Source organism: Yoonia sp. R78084 (assembly GCF_044595625.1).
In the GTDB taxonomy this organism is placed as follows: Bacteria; Pseudomonadota; Alphaproteobacteria; order Rhodobacterales; family Rhodobacteraceae; genus Yoonia.
The window spans coordinates 827983-847298 of record NZ_CP138993.1; the positions used below are offsets into that span (position 1 = coordinate 827983).

21 protein-coding genes are annotated in these 19316 nt (G+C 57.8%); 7 read left to right on the plus strand and 14 right to left on the minus strand.

All coding sequences use genetic code 11. The annotated features are described in order from the left end of the window. The first annotated feature begins 133 nt into the window (after nucleotides 1–133). Together SJY29_RS04350 and phaR are read left to right on the plus strand one after the other, a co-directional pair. Entirely contained in the window at nucleotides 134–586 is a 453-nt protein-coding gene (locus tag SJY29_RS04350) for a phasin family protein (protein WP_055296594.1), read from the plus strand. 156 nt (nucleotides 587–742) lie between these two features. Next, nucleotides 743–1291 carry a polyhydroxyalkanoate synthesis repressor PhaR gene (phaR, locus tag SJY29_RS04355; protein WP_110280357.1) on the plus strand — a complete coding sequence of 183 codons (549 nt, stop codon included), beginning with the start codon at nucleotides 743–745 and terminating at the stop codon, nucleotides 1289–1291. Nucleotides 1292–1414: 123 nt separating this feature from the next. On the opposite strand, the gene SJY29_RS04360 is transcribed toward phaR, so the two are convergent. Genes SJY29_RS04360 through SJY29_RS04380 form a run of 5 tightly spaced genes read right to left on the minus strand, consistent with a single transcriptional unit; the run spans nucleotide 1415 to nucleotide 6458 of the window. Beyond that, the gene (locus SJY29_RS04360) at nucleotides 1415–2716 is read right to left on the minus strand and encodes an NAD(P)/FAD-dependent oxidoreductase (RefSeq protein ID WP_400087242.1); all 1302 of its coding nucleotides are present in this window, start codon (nucleotides 2714–2716) and stop codon (nucleotides 1415–1417) included. 6 nt (nucleotides 2717–2722) lie between these two features. After that, the gene (locus SJY29_RS04365; protein WP_400087245.1) at nucleotides 2723–3406 is read right to left on the minus strand and encodes a type 1 glutamine amidotransferase; all 684 of its coding nucleotides are present in this window, start codon (nucleotides 3404–3406) and stop codon (nucleotides 2723–2725) included. A 33-nt stretch (nucleotides 3407–3439) separates the two neighbouring features. Then, nucleotides 3440–4771 (minus strand): glutamine synthetase family protein, encoded by a 1332-nt coding sequence (locus SJY29_RS04370; protein ID WP_400087248.1) that lies wholly within the window; start codon nucleotides 4769–4771, stop codon nucleotides 3440–3442. Next, nucleotides 4768–5574: an ABC transporter permease gene (locus SJY29_RS04375; protein ID WP_400087251.1), complete on the minus strand. Its 807-nt coding sequence runs from the start codon at nucleotides 5572–5574 to the stop codon at nucleotides 4768–4770. Before SJY29_RS04375 ends, SJY29_RS04370 begins: the two co-directional genes overlap by 4 nt. Then, nucleotides 5574–6458: an ABC transporter permease gene (locus SJY29_RS04380; RefSeq protein WP_400087254.1), complete on the minus strand. Its 885-nt coding sequence runs from the start codon at nucleotides 6456–6458 to the stop codon at nucleotides 5574–5576. The genes SJY29_RS04375 and SJY29_RS04380 overlap by 1 nt, the downstream gene beginning before the upstream one ends. A gap of 115 nt (nucleotides 6459–6573) precedes the next feature. On the opposite strand from SJY29_RS04380, the gene SJY29_RS04385 reads away from it, so the two are divergent. Further along, nucleotides 6574–7656: an NAD(P)/FAD-dependent oxidoreductase gene (locus SJY29_RS04385; RefSeq protein WP_400087257.1), complete on the plus strand. Its 1083-nt coding sequence runs from the start codon at nucleotides 6574–6576 to the stop codon at nucleotides 7654–7656. A 52-nt stretch (nucleotides 7657–7708) separates the two neighbouring features. Here the strand turns inward: SJY29_RS04385 and SJY29_RS04390 are convergent, their stop codons facing one another. From SJY29_RS04390 to rlmJ, 4 genes are all read right to left on the minus strand, one after another. Further along, nucleotides 7709–8431, minus strand: coding sequence for a transporter substrate-binding domain-containing protein (locus tag SJY29_RS04390; RefSeq protein WP_400087260.1), 723 nt, complete (start codon nucleotides 8429–8431; stop codon nucleotides 7709–7711). A gap of 24 nt (nucleotides 8432–8455) precedes the next feature. Next, nucleotides 8456–9229, minus strand: coding sequence for an ABC transporter ATP-binding protein (locus SJY29_RS04395; protein WP_400087263.1), 774 nt, complete (start codon nucleotides 9227–9229; stop codon nucleotides 8456–8458). Nucleotides 9230–9354: 125 nt separating this feature from the next. After that, complete coding sequence (locus SJY29_RS04400; protein ID WP_400087266.1) at nucleotides 9355–9792, minus strand: TerB family tellurite resistance protein; 438 nt, start codon at nucleotides 9790–9792, stop codon at nucleotides 9355–9357. Nucleotides 9793–9797: 5 nt separating this feature from the next. Next, on the minus strand, nucleotides 9798–10589 hold the full coding sequence (gene rlmJ, locus SJY29_RS04405; RefSeq protein ID WP_400087269.1) for a 23S rRNA (adenine(2030)-N(6))-methyltransferase RlmJ: 792 nt from the start codon (nucleotides 10587–10589) through the stop codon (nucleotides 9798–9800). A gap of 142 nt (nucleotides 10590–10731) precedes the next feature. On the opposite strand from rlmJ, the gene SJY29_RS04410 reads away from it, so the two are divergent. Further along, nucleotides 10732–11469, plus strand: coding sequence for a MipA/OmpV family protein (locus tag SJY29_RS04410; protein WP_400087272.1), 738 nt, complete (start codon nucleotides 10732–10734; stop codon nucleotides 11467–11469). A gap of 53 nt (nucleotides 11470–11522) precedes the next feature. On the opposite strand, the gene SJY29_RS04415 is transcribed toward SJY29_RS04410, so the two are convergent. The 3 genes from SJY29_RS04415 to SJY29_RS04425 all read right to left on the minus strand — a co-directional run bounded on the left by SJY29_RS04415 (nucleotide 11523) and on the right by SJY29_RS04425 (nucleotide 14152). Further along, on the minus strand, nucleotides 11523–13166 hold the full coding sequence (locus SJY29_RS04415; RefSeq protein ID WP_400087275.1) for a CTP synthase: 1644 nt from the start codon (nucleotides 13164–13166) through the stop codon (nucleotides 11523–11525). Between the two features lie 159 nt (nucleotides 13167–13325). Further along, nucleotides 13326–13679, minus strand: a complete 354-nt coding sequence (gene secG, locus SJY29_RS04420) for a preprotein translocase subunit SecG (protein WP_400087278.1) — start codon at nucleotides 13677–13679, stop codon at nucleotides 13326–13328. A 77-nt stretch (nucleotides 13680–13756) separates the two neighbouring features. Further along, nucleotides 13757–14152, minus strand: coding sequence for a DUF6524 family protein (locus tag SJY29_RS04425; RefSeq protein WP_400087281.1), 396 nt, complete (start codon nucleotides 14150–14152; stop codon nucleotides 13757–13759). Nucleotides 14153–14287: 135 nt separating this feature from the next. On the opposite strand from SJY29_RS04425, the gene SJY29_RS04430 reads away from it, so the two are divergent. Together SJY29_RS04430 and SJY29_RS04435 are read left to right on the plus strand one after the other, a co-directional pair. Further along, nucleotides 14288–15583: an adenylosuccinate synthase gene (locus tag SJY29_RS04430; RefSeq protein ID WP_400087284.1), complete on the plus strand. Its 1296-nt coding sequence runs from the start codon at nucleotides 14288–14290 to the stop codon at nucleotides 15581–15583. A gap of 6 nt (nucleotides 15584–15589) precedes the next feature. Next, complete coding sequence (locus tag SJY29_RS04435) at nucleotides 15590–15829, plus strand: DUF2842 domain-containing protein (RefSeq protein WP_400087287.1); 240 nt, start codon at nucleotides 15590–15592, stop codon at nucleotides 15827–15829. A gap of 43 nt (nucleotides 15830–15872) precedes the next feature. Here the strand turns inward: SJY29_RS04435 and SJY29_RS04440 are convergent, their stop codons facing one another. Then, complete coding sequence (locus SJY29_RS04440) at nucleotides 15873–17618, minus strand: hypothetical protein (protein WP_400087290.1); 1746 nt, start codon at nucleotides 17616–17618, stop codon at nucleotides 15873–15875. A 229-nt stretch (nucleotides 17619–17847) separates the two neighbouring features. Here SJY29_RS04440 and SJY29_RS04445 point away from each other — a divergent pair, with 229 nt between their 5' ends. Then, nucleotides 17848–18420, plus strand: a complete 573-nt coding sequence (locus SJY29_RS04445; protein WP_400087292.1) for a thiamine diphosphokinase — start codon at nucleotides 17848–17850, stop codon at nucleotides 18418–18420. On the opposite strand, the gene SJY29_RS04450 is transcribed toward SJY29_RS04445, so the two are convergent. Further along, nucleotides 18362–19273: a DMT family transporter gene (locus SJY29_RS04450; RefSeq protein WP_400087295.1), complete on the minus strand. Its 912-nt coding sequence runs from the start codon at nucleotides 19271–19273 to the stop codon at nucleotides 18362–18364. The two genes, SJY29_RS04445 and SJY29_RS04450, sit on opposite strands and share 59 nt — an antisense overlap. Nucleotides 19274–19316 lie beyond the last annotated feature (43 nt).

Genomic DNA, 19316 nt, shown 5'->3' on the forward strand with positions numbered 1-19316 from the left:
GAGAATATGCAGTTGCAGAAAAAATATGCTGCAGTGCAGAGAAAATACTTGAAATGCTGCATCGCAGCATGCATATTGGTGTCATCGAATTAGCGCGGAATACACCGCACCGACAAACCGAAAGGCGACGACTATGGCTGCTAAAGCACAAGACTTCACAGCGATCTTCAAAGACATGACAGGCGCATTTCCTGTCGACACAAAAGCAATGGAAGAGCAGTTCAAGAACCAGACTGCCCTGGCTGAAAAAATGTCCGCTGTTGCAATTGACGCTGCTGGCAAATCTGCCGAGCTGTCTGCAAAATGGACAAAGGACACACTGGCAAAAATCGAAGCCATGTCCAAAGCAAAGGCCGAGCCTGCTGACTATGCAAAAGCAATGACCGACTTCGCATCTGCGTCTGCTGAATCCGCTGCCGAGCACATGTCTGCTTTCGCTGAAATCGCGAAAAAAGTTCAGACACAGACAATGGAACTGGTTCTTGCCGCTGGCAAAGACATGTCCGAAGAGATGACTGCTGCTGCGAAGAAAGCAACAGACGAAGTGACAGCTGCTGCCAAGAAGGCAACTGCTGCTGCGAAGTAAGCGAATGTAAAATCACCCTTGCCTCCCTGAGGGTTAGATTTTCAAAGAACGGTCCGCACAGGCGGGCCGTTTTTTGTTTTGCGCTATTTGCTTTCTTTTTGCGCAGACGCGGCATAGGCTTCTCTGCACTGCAACATCTCTGTGGAGGAACGTTTCTTGGCCGACACCAACAAACCGCTGCTGATCAAACGCTATGCAAGCCGCCGTCTCTACAACACCGAGACCAGCGACTATGTGACCCTCGAAGACATCGCCGCATTTATCCGTGAGGGGCGCGAGGTGCAGATCGTTGATCTGAAATCAGGCGACGACCTGACGCGCCAATATCTGTTGCAGATTATTGCGGAACACGAAAGCCGTGGTGAAAGCGTTTTGCCGGTAGATGTGCTGACCGATCTCGTGCGCAGCTACACAAGCCAGGCCGCGTCCGTTGTGCCGCAGTTCCTGCAGGCAAGCTTTGACATGCTGCGCGAAGGCCAGACAAAGGCGATGGAGAATATCGGCAAGGCCAGCCCGATCGCCAATATGCCCGGGTTTGAAGCGATGCGCGCCCAGCAAGAAGCATTCTTCAAGGCGATGACCGGAGGGATGATGTCGGGGGCGGGCAAAAAAGAAGGCACCGAGGACAAAGACGGCGACGATCTGGGCGAGATCAAGGATCAGCTTGCCGCATTGCAGGAAAAGCTTTCGAAGCTGGGCAAGTAGCCTCACTTCAGCGAGGGCGGCTGTTGAAGCCGCTCTTTACCATGACCACGTATTTGCACCGGCGTATCAGCCCGCGCAGGCGATGCTGTTCTTACAGGGCCAAGCCATCAGCACAGCCTAGGGTCAGACCCCCAAACGGTCACGCATGGAATACCATGTCATTGCCAGTGCCAGAAGGGGCGTGCGGAATGCAGTACCGCCGGGAAACGGCGGCACGTTGATACCGGCCAGCGTGTCAAACCGGCCCGCCTGTCCTGCGACGGCTTCGGCCATGACTTTGCCTGCCAGCCCTGACAATGCGACACCATGACCTGAATAGCCACCCGCAGAGACGATATTGGGTGCAACGCGCACCACCGCCGGCAAACGCGGGATCGTGACACCCAAAGTGCCGCCCCACGCGTAGTCAATCTTAACGCCCCTGAACTGGGGAAAGACGGCTGCGATCCGTTCGTGCATGACGGTCGCGATATCTTGCGGAAATCCGATGCGATAGCTTGGACGCCCGCCAAAAAGCAGTCGTCCGTCTTCGGACAGGCGGAAATAATTCACCACGAATTGGCTGTCATTGACAGCCAGATCCTGCCCCATGATCTCTGCCGCACGGTCGCCCAGCGGTTCGGTGGCACTGATAAAGCTGTTCAAAGGCATCACCCGCGCGGCCACCTTGCGTTCCAGATTGGGCAGATAGCCATTGCCCGCAAGGATCACATGGCGGGCTTTGATGCGGGCTTTGTTCGTGGCGATTATCGCTGGGTCGCCCTTGGTGATCTGATGCACCTCGGAGCGTTCGTAAATCCGCGCTCCCGCCGCCTCGGCCAACCGTGCCAAGCCCAGAGCATAGCGCAGCGGGTGGATATGGCCTGCTCCCATATCGAGCAAACCGCTATGATAGCGCGGGGATTTCACCAGTGCGCGCATCTCTTCGGTGTCGCACATCCGCGCGTCTGCATAGCCGTATTCGCGTGCCAACAGCTCCACTTCAGCGGCGTCGTGTGCTGCCTCTTTGGCAGTCACCGTGCCGTGGACCAACCCTGCTGTGTAACGCGCCTCGGGAATTTGGGCGCAGAGGTTGCGCAGGTCCGCCTTGGCCTCTTCGGCCAACTGCCAGAGTGCCTTGGCATGGTCGCGGCCCACATGTTTGATCAGCGTGGACTGGTCCTTGTCATAGCCGCTGCAAACCTGTCCGCCATTGCGCCCCGAGGCACCAAAGCCCACGCGATGCGCGTCAAGCACGATGACATCCAGACCTTTCGCCGCCAGATGGCGGGCTGCGGACAAACCGGTATAGCCCGCGCCGATGACGCATACGTCGGTCGCGACCGCGCCCTTCAGGGGCGGGCGTTCGGGCGGGATATCGGTTGATGCGACATACCAGCTATCGGGCAATATGCCGGGGCGGTCGTTGCGATAGAGCGGGTTCATAGGGCCTTAAGCCACCGTGCGCTCTTTGAAGAACTTGGCGATCTGTGCCGCGATCCGTGCATTGTCGATGGGCTTTTCCAAATTTGCATGCGTTTCCGCCAGTTGCGTATCAGGCACAACGCCTGGTCCACGGTGCTGGGCCAGACCTGCGATGAAATCCGCGCCGAACTCCGGGTGCGGCTGTGTCGTGAAGGCGCGCTTGCCATAAACGAGGGCTGCAGCGGCACAAAAATCATTGCTGGCAATCACCTGCGCATCTTGGGGCACGGCGACAACCTGATCCTGATGCCAAGCGTTGAGCGCAACCGTCTCGCCGTTCCAATCATATGTCTGGTGCCCGACGGCCCAGCCACCGGTGAATTTCTCCACCTTCCCACCCAGCGCCTGCGCGATGATCTGATGGCCAAAGCATATGCCCACCAAGGGAATATCGGCGGCATAGACATCGCGGATGAAGGCCTCAAGCGGTGGAATAAAGGGGTGATCCTCATAGGCGCCGTGTTTGGAGCCTGTGATCAGCCAGCCATCGCAATCGGTGATGCTGGCGGGAAACTCCATATCCACAACGTTATAGGTCGTGAATGCAAAGCCGTTTCCATCCAGCAGTCGCTGGAACAGCCGGTCATAATCGCCGTTTGTTGGCAGCAGCTCATCCGGCGCATGGCCTGTTTGCAAAATGCCGATCTTCATTGGTGCACCTCTAACCTTCAGGTGGGGATAGAATTAGACAAGATCAAGATAATGGTCGAGCTGTTCTTCGGGCGACATTTCCGCAAAATACTGCATTTCCTGCCGTTTCGTCCGGACCAGATTATCCACCAATTGCGGATCAAAGATGCGCCGCGCAAGCGCGCTTTGTTCAAACCGGCCAATCGCGTCCGCCCAGGTGCTGGGCACCTGCGGCAGTTTCTGGTCATAGGCGTTACCGGTGATCGGGGCAGGGGGTGTCATGCCGTCCTCGATCCCTACCAGCGCCGAGCCAAGGACAGCAGCGAGGAAAAGGTAGGGGTTCACGTCACCACCCGCGAGACGATGTTCGATCCGCCGCGCGCCATAGCTCCCGCCCGGCACGCGCACAGTGGCGGTGCGGTTGTCATAGGCCCAGCAAATACTGGTCGGTGCATGTGCGCCAGGCACCAGCCGTTCATAGCTGTTGCCATGGGGCGCAAAGATCAGCGTCAGATCGGGGATGCCTGCCAGACAGCCGGCGATCGCGTTTTGCAAAAGGGGCGTGCCTTCAAATGTATCATTGGCAAAGATGTTCTTGCCATCCTTGTCCTGCACCGAAAAATGCGTGTGTAGCCCGTTGCCCGCGTAGTCATCATATGGCTTGGCCATGAAACTGGCCGCCATTCCGTGATTGCGGGCAAGGCCGCGCACCAGCATCTTGAACAGCCACGCATCATCTGCGGCCTTTAGTGCATCGGGCACATGTTCAAGGTTCACCTCGAACTGGCCGATCCCGCCTTCGGAAATTGCGGCCTCGGCGGGGATATTCATCGCACCGCAGGCGTCATATAGCTGGTTGAAGAACTCATCGAACGCGTCGAGCGCGCGAAGGGACAGGATCTCGGCACCTGCACGGCGTTTGCCAGAGCGCGGCGATTTGGGCTGCTGGATTTCCTTGCCGCTGTCGTCGACCAGATAGAACTCCATCTCGGTTGCAGCGACCGGTGTCAGACCGTGTTCGGTGTAGCGGTTCAACACACGGGCCAGCGCGTGGCGCGGATCGCCAGAGAAAGGCGAACCATCATCATGAAACGCCCAGAGCGGCAAAATGGCCGTTGGCGCGCGCAGCCAAGGCATTGGCACATAGCCCCGCTCGGTCGGCAGCAGCAGGCCGTCGGCATCGCCTGTCTCAAACACCAACGGGCTGTCGTCGATGTCCTCGCCCCAGATATCAAGGTTCAGGACCGACAGCGGAAAGCGCGTGCCTTCTTTTTCGAGCTTCTGGGCGAACTTGCGCGGCATGCGTTTGCCACGTGGCTGGCCGTTGAGATCGGCGGCGCCACAGCGCAAGTTGCGGATTTCGGGGTGATCATCAAGCCAACTCATCGGATAATCTGTGGCCTCACTTTGATTTTCCTGCGCGCATCCTGCGGTAGATGCCGATTCAAGCGGCTATTCACCAAGCCGAAAAGCCCGATGACGATCAGCGTCAGGATGATGAAATATCCTGCGAGGATCGGATAGGGGACGAACGGGTTAAAGGTCTTGTCGGCAAAGTAATTGGCATAATAAAGCGCGTCGCCCCGTTGTTGCGTTGCCGGAAAGCCCGAGAAGAACACAAGCGTCGTGGCGTGGAACAGGAAAATCGCCTCGTTGGTATAGGCCGGCCATGCGAGCCGCAGCATGGTGGGCCAGATGACGCGGCGAAAGCGCGTCCAACCTGATAGTCCATAGGCGTCTGCCGCCTCGATATCACCTTTGGGGATGGATTGCAGCGCACCATAGAAAATCTCGCCCGAATAGGCGGCGGTGTTCAGGAACAGGACCACCAGCGCACCGGCCCAGGCCGAGGTAAGCGGATCAAAGAAGGGACTGACGTTCTTGAGGCTGAGAAACACGAAATAGGCAAAGAAGAACTGGATAAACAGCGGTGAGCCGCGGAAGACAAAGATGAACCATTCCGCAGGCTTGCGCAAAAGCGGGTTCTGTGCGGCCTTGCCCATCGCCACGGCTGTTGCCAGAAAAAAGCCTAAGCAGAGCGCCACGACCCCGAAATAGATATTCCAGATCATGCCCGACCCGATCAGCGTGAACTGCTGGCAAAGCGTAAAGTCACTGCGCGGCAACAAACGCTCGCCAATACCTTGGCTGCGCAGCGCGTAATCGGCGATCGTTTCCCAACAGCTCATTATGCGGCCGCCTTGCGTTGGCGTTCACCGGCAGTGGTGGCTTGTCCATGGGTCAGTTTGGCCATGATCCGGTCAAGCACGACTTCGGAGACTTTCGTAAAACACAGATAGAAAATCAGCAGCGCCCCGAAATACCACATCCGCCAGTCAGGGTGCGGATAGTCGGTGAATTGCGGCTGCTTGGCACCGCCCAGTTCACGGGCCCAGTAAACGATATCCTCTACGCCCAGCAGAAACAGCAGTGGCGTGGCCTTGATCAGCACCATCCAGAGGTTCGACAGACCGGGCAGTGCATAGACCCACATTTGCGGGACCAGAACGCGCCAGAACGTCTGGCGGCGGTTCATGCCGTAGGCTTCAGCGGTTTCCAACTGGCCTTTTGGCACGGCGCGCATGGCACCAAACAGGACGTTTGCGGCAAATGCCCCAAAGACGATAGCAAAGGTGAGCACGGCCAACATGAAGCCGTAGGTCTCATGCACCCATTGTGGGGCATTGCCCAAGGGCAGCTTGGCGGCCGTGCACACCACGAAATCGTTGCCTTGGCGCACCGGCTCGGTCCAGTCGGGGCATTTGATGCGGTGGCGGATATACTCGAAGGCCTGATCAAGCGCGATCACGAAGAAAAGGAAAAACGCGATGTCGGGGATGCCGCGCACGATGGCGATATAGGTTTTGCCCATCCAGCGCAGCGGGGCCACAGTACTGCGCGCCGCTGACGCGCCCGCAAAACCAAAAGCAAGCGCTGTGGGGGCCGTGATCGCAAGCAGTAGCAGGACCGTACCAAAGGCGTAGTACATGGACATGTGCTTGCCTGTCGTCAGGTAGCAGCTAAGCCATTGGAAGCCTTCAAGGGTGGCGGGATCCGTACAGTAACTAAACATCAATCGTCTTATTGCGTTGGGTTGTTAATCCGTCCAACAATTGTCGCGCCAAGTCAACGCGCGGCGGGCATTTACGCGGCGCAATGCGGGTTTGCGGCAGCAGGAGATGCTAAAAATGGAACAGTCTGTCGTTATTGTGGGCGCTGGCATCATCGGGGGCGCGACGGCGCTGCAACTGTCACGCGCGGGGTCACGCGTTACGGTTGTCACAAGCGGCGCACCGGACGCGACACAAGCCGCCTTTGGCTGGATCAACGCGAGCTTTTACCTGAACGACGACCATCATCGTCTCCGCGCGGCAGGTATTCGGGCATGGCACCGCGTCATGAAAGACGTCGCGGCCCCTGTTGTGTGGCAGGGGTGTTTGTGTTGGGACATGCCCGAGGCTGCGATGGAAGAGACATACGCGCAGTTGCGCGGATTTGAGTACCCTGTGGAACTGTTAAGCGGGTCGGCCGTGTCCGCGCGCGAACCGGCACTGAAAACCACCCCCAAACAGGCGCTTTTCTTCCCCAGCGAGGGGGCTGCCTCCTCGGGTGATCTGGCAAGGGCGTTTCTGGCCGCAGCACAGGATGCGGGCGCACGGGTGATCAGCAATGTGGCGGTCACAGGGATCGCGCTGCGCAATGGACGTGGTGTGGGGGTTGTAACAACGCAGGGCGTGATCGCAGCCGATCAGGTGATCATCGCTGCCGGGACAGGCACGGCAGCGCTGGCGCAGAGCATTGATTGCACGATCCCGCTCGTGCCGCGCCCCGCCTATATCCTGCGCACCAACCGGCAAGAAAAGATCCTGCAGCATATTCTGGCCACACCCGACGGTGAGATCAGACAGGAACCCTCGGGGCAGATCTTGATGCCTATTTCGGTCGGACACCAAGGCGATGATACAGAGAATTTGTCGCAGATGCCGGATGATGCCGCCGATGCTGCGACGGGGCGGCTACGCGGTCTCTGCGATGGATTGGCTGATGCACGCTGGGCCGAGGTTATCCGCGCAGAGCGACCGGTGCCGCAGGATGGTTTGCCCGTCGTGGGGCCGTTGGCCGAAGGGGTTTATGTCGCCGTGCTGCATTCCGGCATTACGCTTGGGCCGATTATCGCAGAGCTGATTGCCAAGGATATTGCGGGTCGTCTGGATAACGCGGATGCGGCGATGATCGCGCCTTACCGTCCGCAACGGTTTGCCAAAAGCTGAACGAAAAAGGGCCGCCAAACTGGCGACCCTTTGTGGTGTATTGTGAGGCAGCTTAGAATTGCTCGCCCACGCCCCATTCCGCGATCAACGCGTTCAACGAGCCGTCTGCTTTCATGGACGCAATCGCTGCGTTGAATTTGTCACGCAGTTCACCGTCGCTTTCGCGCAGGCCAAGGCCTACACCGCCACCGATCAGCTCTTCCTGACCCATCAGCATCACTTCGGCATCGGATTCAGCGATTGGCGCAAGGAAGGCTTTGTCGGCAAGAACGGCGTCAGCTTCACCGCTTTTCACCGCTGCGACAGTCTCGTCAGGTGTTGCGAATTCCAGCAAAGTCGCACCTGTGCTGGCAATGAATGCTGCCTGAATTGTGCCTGTCTGTGCTGCGATAACCGCATTGGCCAGATCGACATCTTCGGAGGTCACCAGATAGGCGGACGGATCGGGCTGTGTGTAGTTGTCAGAGAAGTCGATGACTTCGTCCCGCTCGTCCGTGATCGACATGCCTGCGATGATGACATCATAGTTGCCGGATACGAGGTTCGGAATAATGCTGTCCCACTCGTTTGTGACCCACTCACAGGTTAGTTCGGCGCGCAGGCAGAGCTCATCGCCCAAAGCGCGCTCGAACCCGTCAACTTCGCCGTCATCGTTCAGGAAGTTGTACGGAGGGTAGGCCCCCTCGGTGCCAAGACGGACAACGGAATGCGCGTCGGCAAGGGCCATGGAACCAGCAACGGCGAGTGCGGCCGTCGTAAGGATAAGGTTTTTCATCAATGATCTCCCGGGTTGATGAGGTTAAGAAACCGTGGCCGACAGGAAGCCCTGAAGCCGTTCGGTCTTTGGGTTGCCGAAAAGTTCGGCGGGTGCGCCTTGCTCTTCGATTTTGCCTTGGTGCAGGAAAACGACGTGATCGCTGACATCAGCGGCCAGTCGCATGTCATGGGTGACGATGATCATGGTGCGCCCTTCGGCGGCCAGATCCTTGATCACTTTCACGACTTCCTGTTCAAGTTCGGGATCCAGGGCGCTTGTCGGCTCATCAAAAAGCAGCGCCTTGGGTTCCATGCAAAGGGCGCGCGCAATCGCGGCCCGTTGTTGTTGACCGCCCGAAAGCATGGCGGGGTAGGCATCGCATTTGTCGCCAATGCCGACCTTGTCGAGATATTTGCGCGCGGCGGCCTCAACCTCGGCGCGGTCGCGCTTGAGCACGGTCAGGGGGGCTTCCATCACGTTCTGCAGGATCGTCATATGTGCCCATAGATTGAACTGCTGGAATACCATCGACAGGTTCGTGCGGATGCGGATCATTTGCGCATGATCCCCCGGATGGCGGCGTGCGCCGGTACCTTTCCAGATCACAGGTTCCCCGCAGAAGAGGACATCGCCTTGCTGGCTGTCTTCGAGCAGGTTCGCACAGCGCAGGAGTGTGGATTTGCCGGAACCGGACGACCCGATCAGGGATACGACGTGCCCTGCAGGAGCCGTGATATCGACACCCTTCAATACCTCCAGATCGCCATAGGCTTTGTGAAGGTTGCGGATTTCGATGACTGGGGCAGACGTGTTCACGGGGCGGGGCAGCTTTTCGTTGTTGTGGTCACGAGTTGTGCCTATTTCAGGGGCATTTGCAACTCTTTGGCGCGCACTGACCCCACGTCAGCGTAATTTGGGCGCGGTTTTCCCCATGAGTGCCGTTATTTTCCGCTCACCTTGATCCGTGCGCTGTGACTGTCCTGATCGGAGACCCCCAGCAAAGAGGCGGTCATCCGCATCATGCTGTCCTCTTCATCATCGCGCACGCCGTCGGCCATCACGACCGACCAGAGCGCTTCGATCACGCTCAGCCGGTTTTCATAGGAGACTGCCTCTTTGATGGCGCGGGTAAAGCGTACGGTATCCGGGGCTTGCGCTTCCAGTTCCTCGCATTCGGCGCGGAGTGCCGCGGCATCAGCGGCCGAAAGACTGTAGCGTGTCATCAACGCCTGATCGATCTGCTGGATCTCGACCTGTGCGTAATCGCCATCTGTGCGCGCGACGCGAACCAGAAGCGCGCCAAGCGCGACGCGGCTGTCAATTTCGTTCAGGGGAGCGGGTGCGGGGGCGGTCAGGCGCCTTAGAATATCTTGAAACATAACGCTTACATAGGGTCCTTGAGCTTATCTTCAAACTGGGCAGAAAGGCGCAGCCCTTCCTCTGCCAATCCATATGGGGCGTTTACGACGAACAAACCAGAGCCGACCATCCTGTGGCCTTCCCGCGCGGGGGGAAAGCGCACTTCGTGCGTGAACCCATCGGGCAAAGACGCCTGCAGAGCACGGATCATAGGTTTATGGGGCGCATCGGTCAGGATCGGATACCACAGCATAATGACACCCACGCCCCATTTGCGATGCAGTTTGGCGATTGTCGCCGGGATGGTGTCGTAGTCGGACTTCACCTCGTAAGAGGGGTCAATCAGCAAAAACCCGCGCTTCGGGTCGGGCGGACAGACCGACATAGCCATTTCCCAGCCGTCCTGCTGACGGAAGACTCCGCCATAGGGGGCCATCGTGTCCTTGAGGGCGGCGAATTCTTGCGGATGCAATTCCGACAGGTGGATCGTATCAAGATGACGCAGGCTTTCAGCCGCGATCAGGGGGGAACCGGGATAGGCGTTTTCCCCGTATTTGGCATGGATGCGTGCGAGAACCTGTGCATACGGGTGATCAGGCGCAAACCAGTCCTGCGCAAGTGCGATCCCTTTGGCCGCTTCGCCGGTTTTCAACGCGGCGGCGTCTTGCAGGTCATAAAGACCGCGCCCCGCGTGGGTTTCGAGATAGGACAGCGGTTTGTCCTTGCGCGTCATATAGCTCAGCGCCCAGGCCAGCATACTGTGTTTGTGGACATCGGCCAGATTTCCGGCGTGATAGATGTGCTGATATGAAAGCATAGGGCGTGTGACGGTCCTTGGGTGGCTGGCATCGGCTTAGCGCAGCGGTGTGGGCCTGTCCATCGTGGCCGTGCTCGCGCGTTTGTGGGTTGTTTGTGTGTGCATGAGCGCTACCATGAGTTCAACAACATTAGGAATTGATATGTTACAACGGGTTATCCTTGCTGCTTTCGCCATCACCGCACCGCAGTTCGCAATAGCGCAAGATGCGTCGGATGGTGTGACCTTTCGGTTCGGTCTTGGGCCGTCATTTGCGCCCGAGTACTTTGGCAGCGACGAAACCGCGCCCGGTGTGGGTGGGAAATTCAGGCTGGAAAGCCTGCAGCTTGGCGGCGTGTCGCTCGGTGGTGGCGATAACTACGGGCTGGGGGTGAGAGGGTCTTTGCGCTTTATCGGCGAGCGTAATGCCGATGATTTCAGTGAGCTTGCGGGGCTTGAGGATATTGACGCCTCGCTGGAACTTGGTGGCGGACTGGAATTCACGGCCCCCTACTATGATGTGTTTGCCGTGCTGCGTTACGGCGTGATCGGACACGGGTCTTTCGTGAGCGAGATCGGCAGCAACGTCTATTACAGGCCGACAGACCAGCTAACTTTCAAGGCAGGGCCGCGGGTGCTTATCGGTGATGATGACTATGCGCAGACCTATTTCGGTGTTTCCGGCGCGACAAGTCTGACCGATTTTGACGCCCAAGGCGGGCTGGTCAGCGCCGGCGCAATGGCCGAGGCGACCTATGCGATCAACGATGACTGGGAAGTGATCGGGACGATCAATTATAACCAGTTGCGCGAGGATGCCGCCGATAGCCCGATCAGCGAAAACGACGATATGTTGAGCGGGAGCATCGTGCTCACACGCAAGATCACCTTCGGCTTCTAAACGCCAGATTTTTTAAAAAATCTGGACCAAATCCTCTGAGAGGATTTGGTCTCCTACACCAGACGTGAGGTCTCGACAGCCGCCCGCACAAAATCCGCGAAAAGCGGATGTGGCGCGAAGGGTTTTGACTTCAGCTCTGGATGGAACTGCACCCCGATAAACCATGGGTGATCGGACCATTCGACAATCTCGGGCAGCTTGCCATCCGGTGACATGCCCGAGAATTTCAGGCCGGCCTTTTCCAGCACATCACGATATTTCACATCCACCTCATAGCGGTGGCGGTGCCGTTCTTCGATCGCCGTGGTGCCGTAAATTCCCGCAACTTTCGAGCCTTCGGTCAGCGTGGCGTCATAAGCGCCCAGACGCATCGTGCCGCCTTTGTCGTCATCGGTCTTGCGCGCCACGGTATGGTTGCCCTGTACCCATTCCTTGAGGTGGTAGACGACCGGTTCGAACCGCTTTCCGCCCGCCTCATGGTCGAATTCCTCAGACCCCGCTTTCGCCAGACCGGCCACATTCCGCGCTGCCTCAATCACGGCCATCTGCATGCCAAGGCATATCCCGAGGTAGGGGATCTTCTTTTCGCGGGCGAATTGCGCCGCTTTGATTTTGCCCTCTGTCCCGCGTTCACCAAAACCGCCCGGCACAAGGATCGCATGGAACCCTTCCAGATAGGGGGCGGCATCGTCTTTATCGAAAAGCTCGGCATCGACCCATTCGATCTGTACTTTGACACGGTTGGCCATACCACCATGGGTCAGCGCCTCGGCGATGGATTTATAGGCATCCTCAAGCTGGGTGTATTTTCCGACGATGGCGACCTTTACCTTGCCTTCGGGATTATGGATGCGGTCATAGACGTCGTGCCACATCTCAAGCTTCGGTTGCGGGGCTGGGGCAATGTCAAAGGCATCCAGAACCGCTTGGTCAAGGCCTTGATCGTGGTAGGCCAGTGGGGCCTCATAGATGGATTTCAGATCATAGGCCGCGACCACACTTTGTTTGCGGACGTTACAGAACAATGCGATCTTCTCGCGCTCTTTTTCGGGGATCGGCTGCTCCGAGCGGCACACAAGGATATCGGGCGCGATGCCGATGGACTGCAATTCCTTGACCGAGTGTTGCGTCGGTTTCGTCTTCAGCTCACCGGACGCCGCCAGATAGGGCAGCAATGTCAGGTGCATGAAAATGCACTGGCCGCGCGGTTTGTCATGTGAGAATTGGCGGATCGCTTCAAAGAATGGCAGGCCTTCGATGTCACCGACTGTGCCACCGATCTCACAGAGCATGAAATCAACTTCGTCTTCGCCGATGCTGATAAAGTCTTTGATCTCGTTGGTCACATGGGGAACGACCTGAATGGTCTTGCCCAGATAATCGCCGCGCCGTTCTTTTTCGAGCACGTTGGAATAGATGCGCCCTGAGCTGACCGAGTCAGTCTTGCGCGCAGGCACGCCTGTGAAGCGTTCGTAGTGGCCAAGGTCCAGATCGGTTTCTGCGCCATCGTCGGTGACGAACACCTCGCCGTGCTCGAAGGGTGACATCGTTCCGGGATCAACGTTGAGATATGGGTCAAGCTTGCGCAGGCGCACTGAATAACCCCGCGCCTGCAACAAAGCGCCCAAAGCGGCGGATGCAAGCCCTTTGCCAAGTGAGGAGACAACGCCGCCGGTAATGAAAATGAAACGCGCCATTGGCAGGAGACCCCCGTGAAAAATTCCAAAAACTGTGGGAAAGCGAACCCGAAAATTCGCATCATCACGGGATTTGATCTGTAGTGGATTCGGACGCGATTGGCAACCGCTGACCCAACATCATGTTGCCCTACATAGCAGCAGGGCAACAGGTAGTATTTACTCGCCCGCTGGCAGCAGCGGGTCATCACCATTCAGGGAAGGTGGCAAAAGACTGTCACCCAGATCAGGGACAGGAACACCCTCCTGTACCGGATCGGCGCCGAACCGGTCAGCAACCGAAGACCCGGCCGTGTTGCTTGCTGCGATCAGGGTCAGCGCGATGGATGTGCAGATAAATGCCGCAGCCAGTGCCCATGTAAATTTGCTCATCGCGGTCGGCGCAGGGCGTGAACCGGTTGCACCGCCACCGCCGCCCATCCCAAGACCACCACCCTCGGAGCGCTGCAAAAGCACAGTACCGATCAGGCTGAGCGCGAGGATCAGGTGAATGATGAGGACGACATTTTCCATTTCGGGCCTTTCGGGGCGTTCAAGAACAAGCGGTATCTAAAAGTCTTGGGGCCGTCCCGCAACCCCTGAAAACCCGCTTATTCGTCGATGTCATCCACATCAGCCTGTCCGCTGAGCTTGCGGCGCACAATTGACCACGACAAACCCACCGCCAGAACGATCGAAAGGGCAAAGATCCCGATCCACGTATTTACGGAAGGATTGTCCAGACTAATCACACCCTGATCGAACAGAACCCACAGGATTGTGCCGACAACGGCCAAGATCAGCAGCATCCCGAATATCCCGATAGAGCGCAGGGTGGCACGCAGATAGATTATATATCCCACAAGAAGGAGGAGACCGAACAACACTGTCAAAGACAGCTGCGTTTCATAATTCGCCATGCTCCAGCGCACATAATTCCATTGTGTCGGATTATAGGTCGCCATCAGCAACAAAAGGGCAAAGACCCAACGAATGACAAAACCCATGATATGCCTCACTTCTTTTCCGTGGGCCGACAATGCCGAGGTCTGCCCGCCCTGTCTAGGGTCGCAAATTTGCGGTTTCCCATTCGTGGGGGCAGCGATATAGGGGGGACGCAATCTGCAAAGGAATGAATATTCATGGCAAACGTAGTGGTCGTCGGTGCGCAATGGGGCGATGAAGGCAAAGGCAAGATCGTTGATTGGCTCTCGGAGCGGGCTGATGTGATCGCGCGCTTTCAAGGGGGCCATAACGCGGGCCATACGCTTGTGATTGATGGCGAGGTGTTCAAGCTGAACGCGCTGCCTTCGGGCGTGGTGCGTGGCGGGAAACTGTCGGTGATCGGCAATGGCGTGGTCCTCGACCCTTGGCATCTGGTCAAGGAAATCGCCTCGATCCGCAAACAGGGCGTCGTGATTGACCCCAGCACGCTGATGATCGCGGAGAACACGCCGCTGATCCTGCCGATTCACGGTGAGCTCGACCGCGCCCGTGAAGAGGCCGCCAGCAAAGGCACCAAGATCGGCACGACAGGCCGTGGCATTGGGCCAGCTTACGAAGACAAGGTTGGCCGTCGTTCCGTCCGTGTCGCTGATCTCGCTGATGCGGCCACTTTGGAAGCCCGCGTTGACCGTGCGTTGCAGCACCATGACCCACTGCGCAAAGGGCTGGGTATCGCACCTGTTGACCGTGATGCGCTGGTGGCGCAACTCAAAGAGATTGCAGCCGAAATCCTGCCTTTCGCAGCCCCTGTCTGGAAAGTGCTGAACGAGCAGCGCAAGGCGGGCAAGCGTATTCTGTTCGAAGGCGCGCAGGGTGCGCTGCTGGATATCGACTTTGGCACATATCCTTTCGTGACATCCTCGAACGTGATCGCAGGGCAGGCTGCCACCGGTGTGGGCGTGGGCCCGACGGCGATTGATTATGTGCTGGGGATCGTGAAGGCCTATACCACCCGCGTGGGCGAGGGGCCGTTCCCGACCGAGCTGCATGATGCCGATGGCCAGCGTCTAGGCGAGCGGGGGCATGAGTTCGGCACCGTCACAGGACGCAAGCGCCGCTGCGGCTGGTTTGATGCGGCTTTGGTGCGCCAGACCTGTGCAACCTCGGGTGTGACAGGCATTTCGCTGACCAAGCTTGATGTGTTGGACGGCTTCGAGACGCTCAAGATTTGCGTGGGCTATGAGCTTGACGGGGAAAAGATGGATTACCTGCCGACTGCCGCCGATCAACAGGCCCGCTGCACACCGGTCTATGAAGAGATCGAGGGCTGGTCCGAATCGACCGAAGGCGCGCGCTCATGGGCGGACTTGCCAGCGCAGGCGATCAAATACGTGCGACGTATTGAAGAGTTGATCCAATGTCCTGTCGCCCTAGTTTCCACCTCACCTGAAAGAGAAGACACCATTCTGGTGACCGACCCATTCGCAGATTGAGGATAGATGACATATAAAGCGCGGAAAAAACTGGCTCTCTTTGTGCTGGTCGTGGGCTTGCCCGTCTACATCATCGTGGCCGTGACCATCATGAGCTATATGATGACCCAAGAGGTGCGCTTTCCGTTGATCGTGGAATTCTTTGTCTATGTCGCGCTGGGCATCGGTTGGGCATTCCCGCTCAAATGGGTGTTCAAAGGGATCGGGCAACCTGATCCGGATGCGCCAGAGAACACGCAGAAATAAAAAAGGCGGGGCAAAACCCCGCCTTTATTTATTCGTTAATAACTTAGCCTTGCGCGGCCTTGTACCCGTCAGGGCGATACTGAGTGTTTTCCGCAACCTGAAACCGCCCGTTCGGAAGTTTGATCAGGCGGGCCTGACGCAGAAGGCGGCCAAAGCTGCGCAGACCGTCTTCGCGGGAAATCTCGCTGTCCGAGGCAGATTGAACCATTTTCATCACCTGCGGGCGTGAAAAGTCATCTTCACCTTCAACAAAGCAGATATAGGCACCAGCGGCTTCCAGTTGGTCTGTCAGATCCGACGCACCGTGTGCAGCGGCAAAGTCAGCAAAATCGTTGGTTTCCGGCTTTGCGTCAGCTTCCTTCAATGTCGCAATCTTGCGCAGGCGCTCGGATGCGGCCTCCATCGAGCCCGCACTTGCAGGTGCATTGTTTTCAGGCCGCTGCAGTGTCTGGCGATCACCCGCACCGGGCTTGACCTCTTGCGACTTCACGAGCTTGAGCGGTGGTATCGGTTTGCCGTCACCCTTATCCTTTGCTTCATGCGCGCCGAGATCGTCTTTGTAGACTTCATCCGGGTCGCGCTTGTCCGCACCCTTGTCGCCGAGTTGCCGTGCGGCTTCTGTCGCGGCGACTGCGGCTTTCAGCTGCGCAAACGCATCACGGTGGCGGCGGTTTTCGGGCTGGTTCAGGTGTTGATCCGTCTGCGACATGATCCGGCTCATGGCGTCTTCGACATGGCGGGGCAGGCCGGGACGGGCGAATTCATTGCCCTGACGTGCTGCGATCTCGGCTTCGACCTTGGCGACTTCGGCCTCAAGGTCGAATTCGTCATCGTCATCATAGTCATCATCTTCGATCTGGGACGCCTGCTTTGCGGTCAGAATGAGCGGCTCTTCGTCCTGCTCGGCTTCAACATCGTCTGCATCATCGGTCGCATATTCATCTTCAAAGTCGTCGTCGTCGTCTTCGACGTGCTCATCTGGTTGCGCTGCGACAACGTCATCTTCGAATTCGTCATCCTCGTCCGAGGTATCCGCAGCAACCGGCTCATCCGCCCCGCGATCAGCGACCATCAGTTCGTCGTCCTCTTCCTCAGCGGCAAGGGCGGCTGCAATATCTTCGTCATACTCTGCGGTGTCGAAGACGTTCAAATCATCATCAAAGTCTTCATCTTCGCTCTCGACTGCCTGCGCCTTGGGGGTGTCATCCTCGATCGGAGCAGCGGCAGCCGCAGCCGTTGTCCGCTTGACCAGATCGGAAAGACGCTGCGACAGCGGATTGACCGCCGGAGCGGCAGGCTCGCTCAGGTCTTCCGAAAACTCTTCCGCGCTTGATGCGCTTTTGCGCTCAGCTGCCGCAGCGCGCATACGCTCCAGCTTGTCGGCAACGCTGGCAAGATTGTCGGCGTATGATCCGTCATCATCCTCATCGTCGGCCTCTTCGGGCGCAGTGTCGTACGCTTCTTCATCGTCAAAATAGTCATCTGCGCCATCTTCTTCTTCCAACGCAGCAGGGGCCATATCCTCTTCGGGCTGGCGGACGCGCAGGCTGACGCGATTGCCTTCACCCTCGATATCGACCGCGACACCTGTCTGTTCTTCGGTCAGGCGGGCAAGCGTGGCCATGTCGGGTGCAAGAGGCTCTGTGTCCATAAAGCGATCGTGACCGGCAAGATCATGGAAGAAAGACACAACCATTTTCATTGTCTCGACAGAATCTTCGAAACCTTCCAGGCGGCAAGAGAAGTTGCCGTAGGTCACATCAAGGACTTGCGTGTTTTCATCCATCATTAAGCGCTTTCTTTCGTTAATCAGCGGCGGCCCGCTGGACACATAGTCATTCTTAATTGAAAACAAGAACACGTCCCATTGAGGATCATATTATGACCCTTTTGAGGAATGTTTGTGAATAGAGGTGCAATCATTGCCAATCAAACCGATTGTTTCAAGTAATAACGCAATTTGCCTCGTTGGAGGAGCCCCAATAGCCGACGACGCCATTTCGGCGGTATTTTCCCTTGTGAACAGCTTTGTAGGCGTGGACGGCGGTGCAGATCACCTCTTGGCGGCCGGTGTGACACCGGCGGCGGTTATCGGGGATCTCGATAGCCTTTCGGACGCGGCACGTGCCACATTTGCAGAGCAGCTCACTCATATTGCCGAGCAGTCGACAACAGATTTTGAAAAGGCACTCACGCGGGTCAGCGCGCCTGTGGTGCTGGGCCTGGGGTTTACCGGGGGCCGTTTGGACCATGCGCTTTCGGTGCTGAACGTCCTGGCGCGGCATCCCGAAAGGGCGGTTCTACTGCTTGATGCGCATGATGTAAGCTTCGTGGCGCCTCTCGGCCGCATAACTTTTGCGGTCCCGCCCGCGACCCGTATATCGCTCATGTCTTTGGGAGAGGCGAAAGTCACTTTCAGCGGGGTGCGCTGGCCTTTCGCGCAGACCCGCATGACGCCGGACGGATTCAGCAGCCCTTCAAACGAAGCAACGGGGGGCGAGGTTACAATTGAGACCGATGGACCTCTTCTGGTTACCCTGCCGCGTGACCTGCTGGCGGTTGCAATGAAAGCTGCCGTTCGCGCAAAATAATATAGAGCCCTGCGCCAACAGTGATGCAGATACCGATCGCGGCCAGCCCGTTCGGCAAATCGGAAAAGACGATCCAGCCAATCGCCGTGCCGAAGGGGATTTCGAGATACTGCATCGGCGCAAGGGTCGACGCGGGTGCGAACCGCAGGCTCCAAGTCATAAACAGATGCGCAAAGGTGCCCAGCACGCCCAAAGCGACCAAAAGCCCCCATGTTGCCGCATCATAGCTGAATGTTACCGTGCCAGTTGCCGCCGGAAAAAGAAGATAGAGCGCAAGAATGATCACACTCGCTTGCACCCCGCTGATGGCCTGTAGTCTGATCGGATCAAGCGCGCGCGCCACCTTGCGGGTCACCATCATGAAAAGCGCAAAGACCACAGCAACGCCCAATGGCAACAGAGCGGGATAACCCACCTCGACAAAGTTGGGCTGGATCACCAGAAGCGTGCCGAGAAAGCCGATAGCGCAGGCCACCATACGGTGCATGCCCACCTCTTCGCCCATGGCGAAATGGCCCAAAATCAACATGATAAACGGCATAACGAATGCAATCGCCAGCGCATCGGCCAGTGGCAGATAACGTAATGCGCTGAACATCAGGCCGATGCCCAGAATATGCAGCACCGTGCGGACCAGCGTCCATTTCCAAAGCGCGCGGGGCAGGCGCAGGCTTTGGCCGTTGATCGCCACAACCGGCAAGAGCATCAGAGCCTGTACAGCAAACCGCGCAAAAAGCAGCACCATAAGCACCACCGTGCCGCCCAATATCTTTGCAATGCTGTCACCCAGCGGGGCCAGCACGCAAAAGCACAGCATCAGCATGACGCCAAGAAAGGGACGGTCGGTCGACATCATTTCACCCTAGGCAGGGAACGCGCCTGCGTCAAAAGCTGGC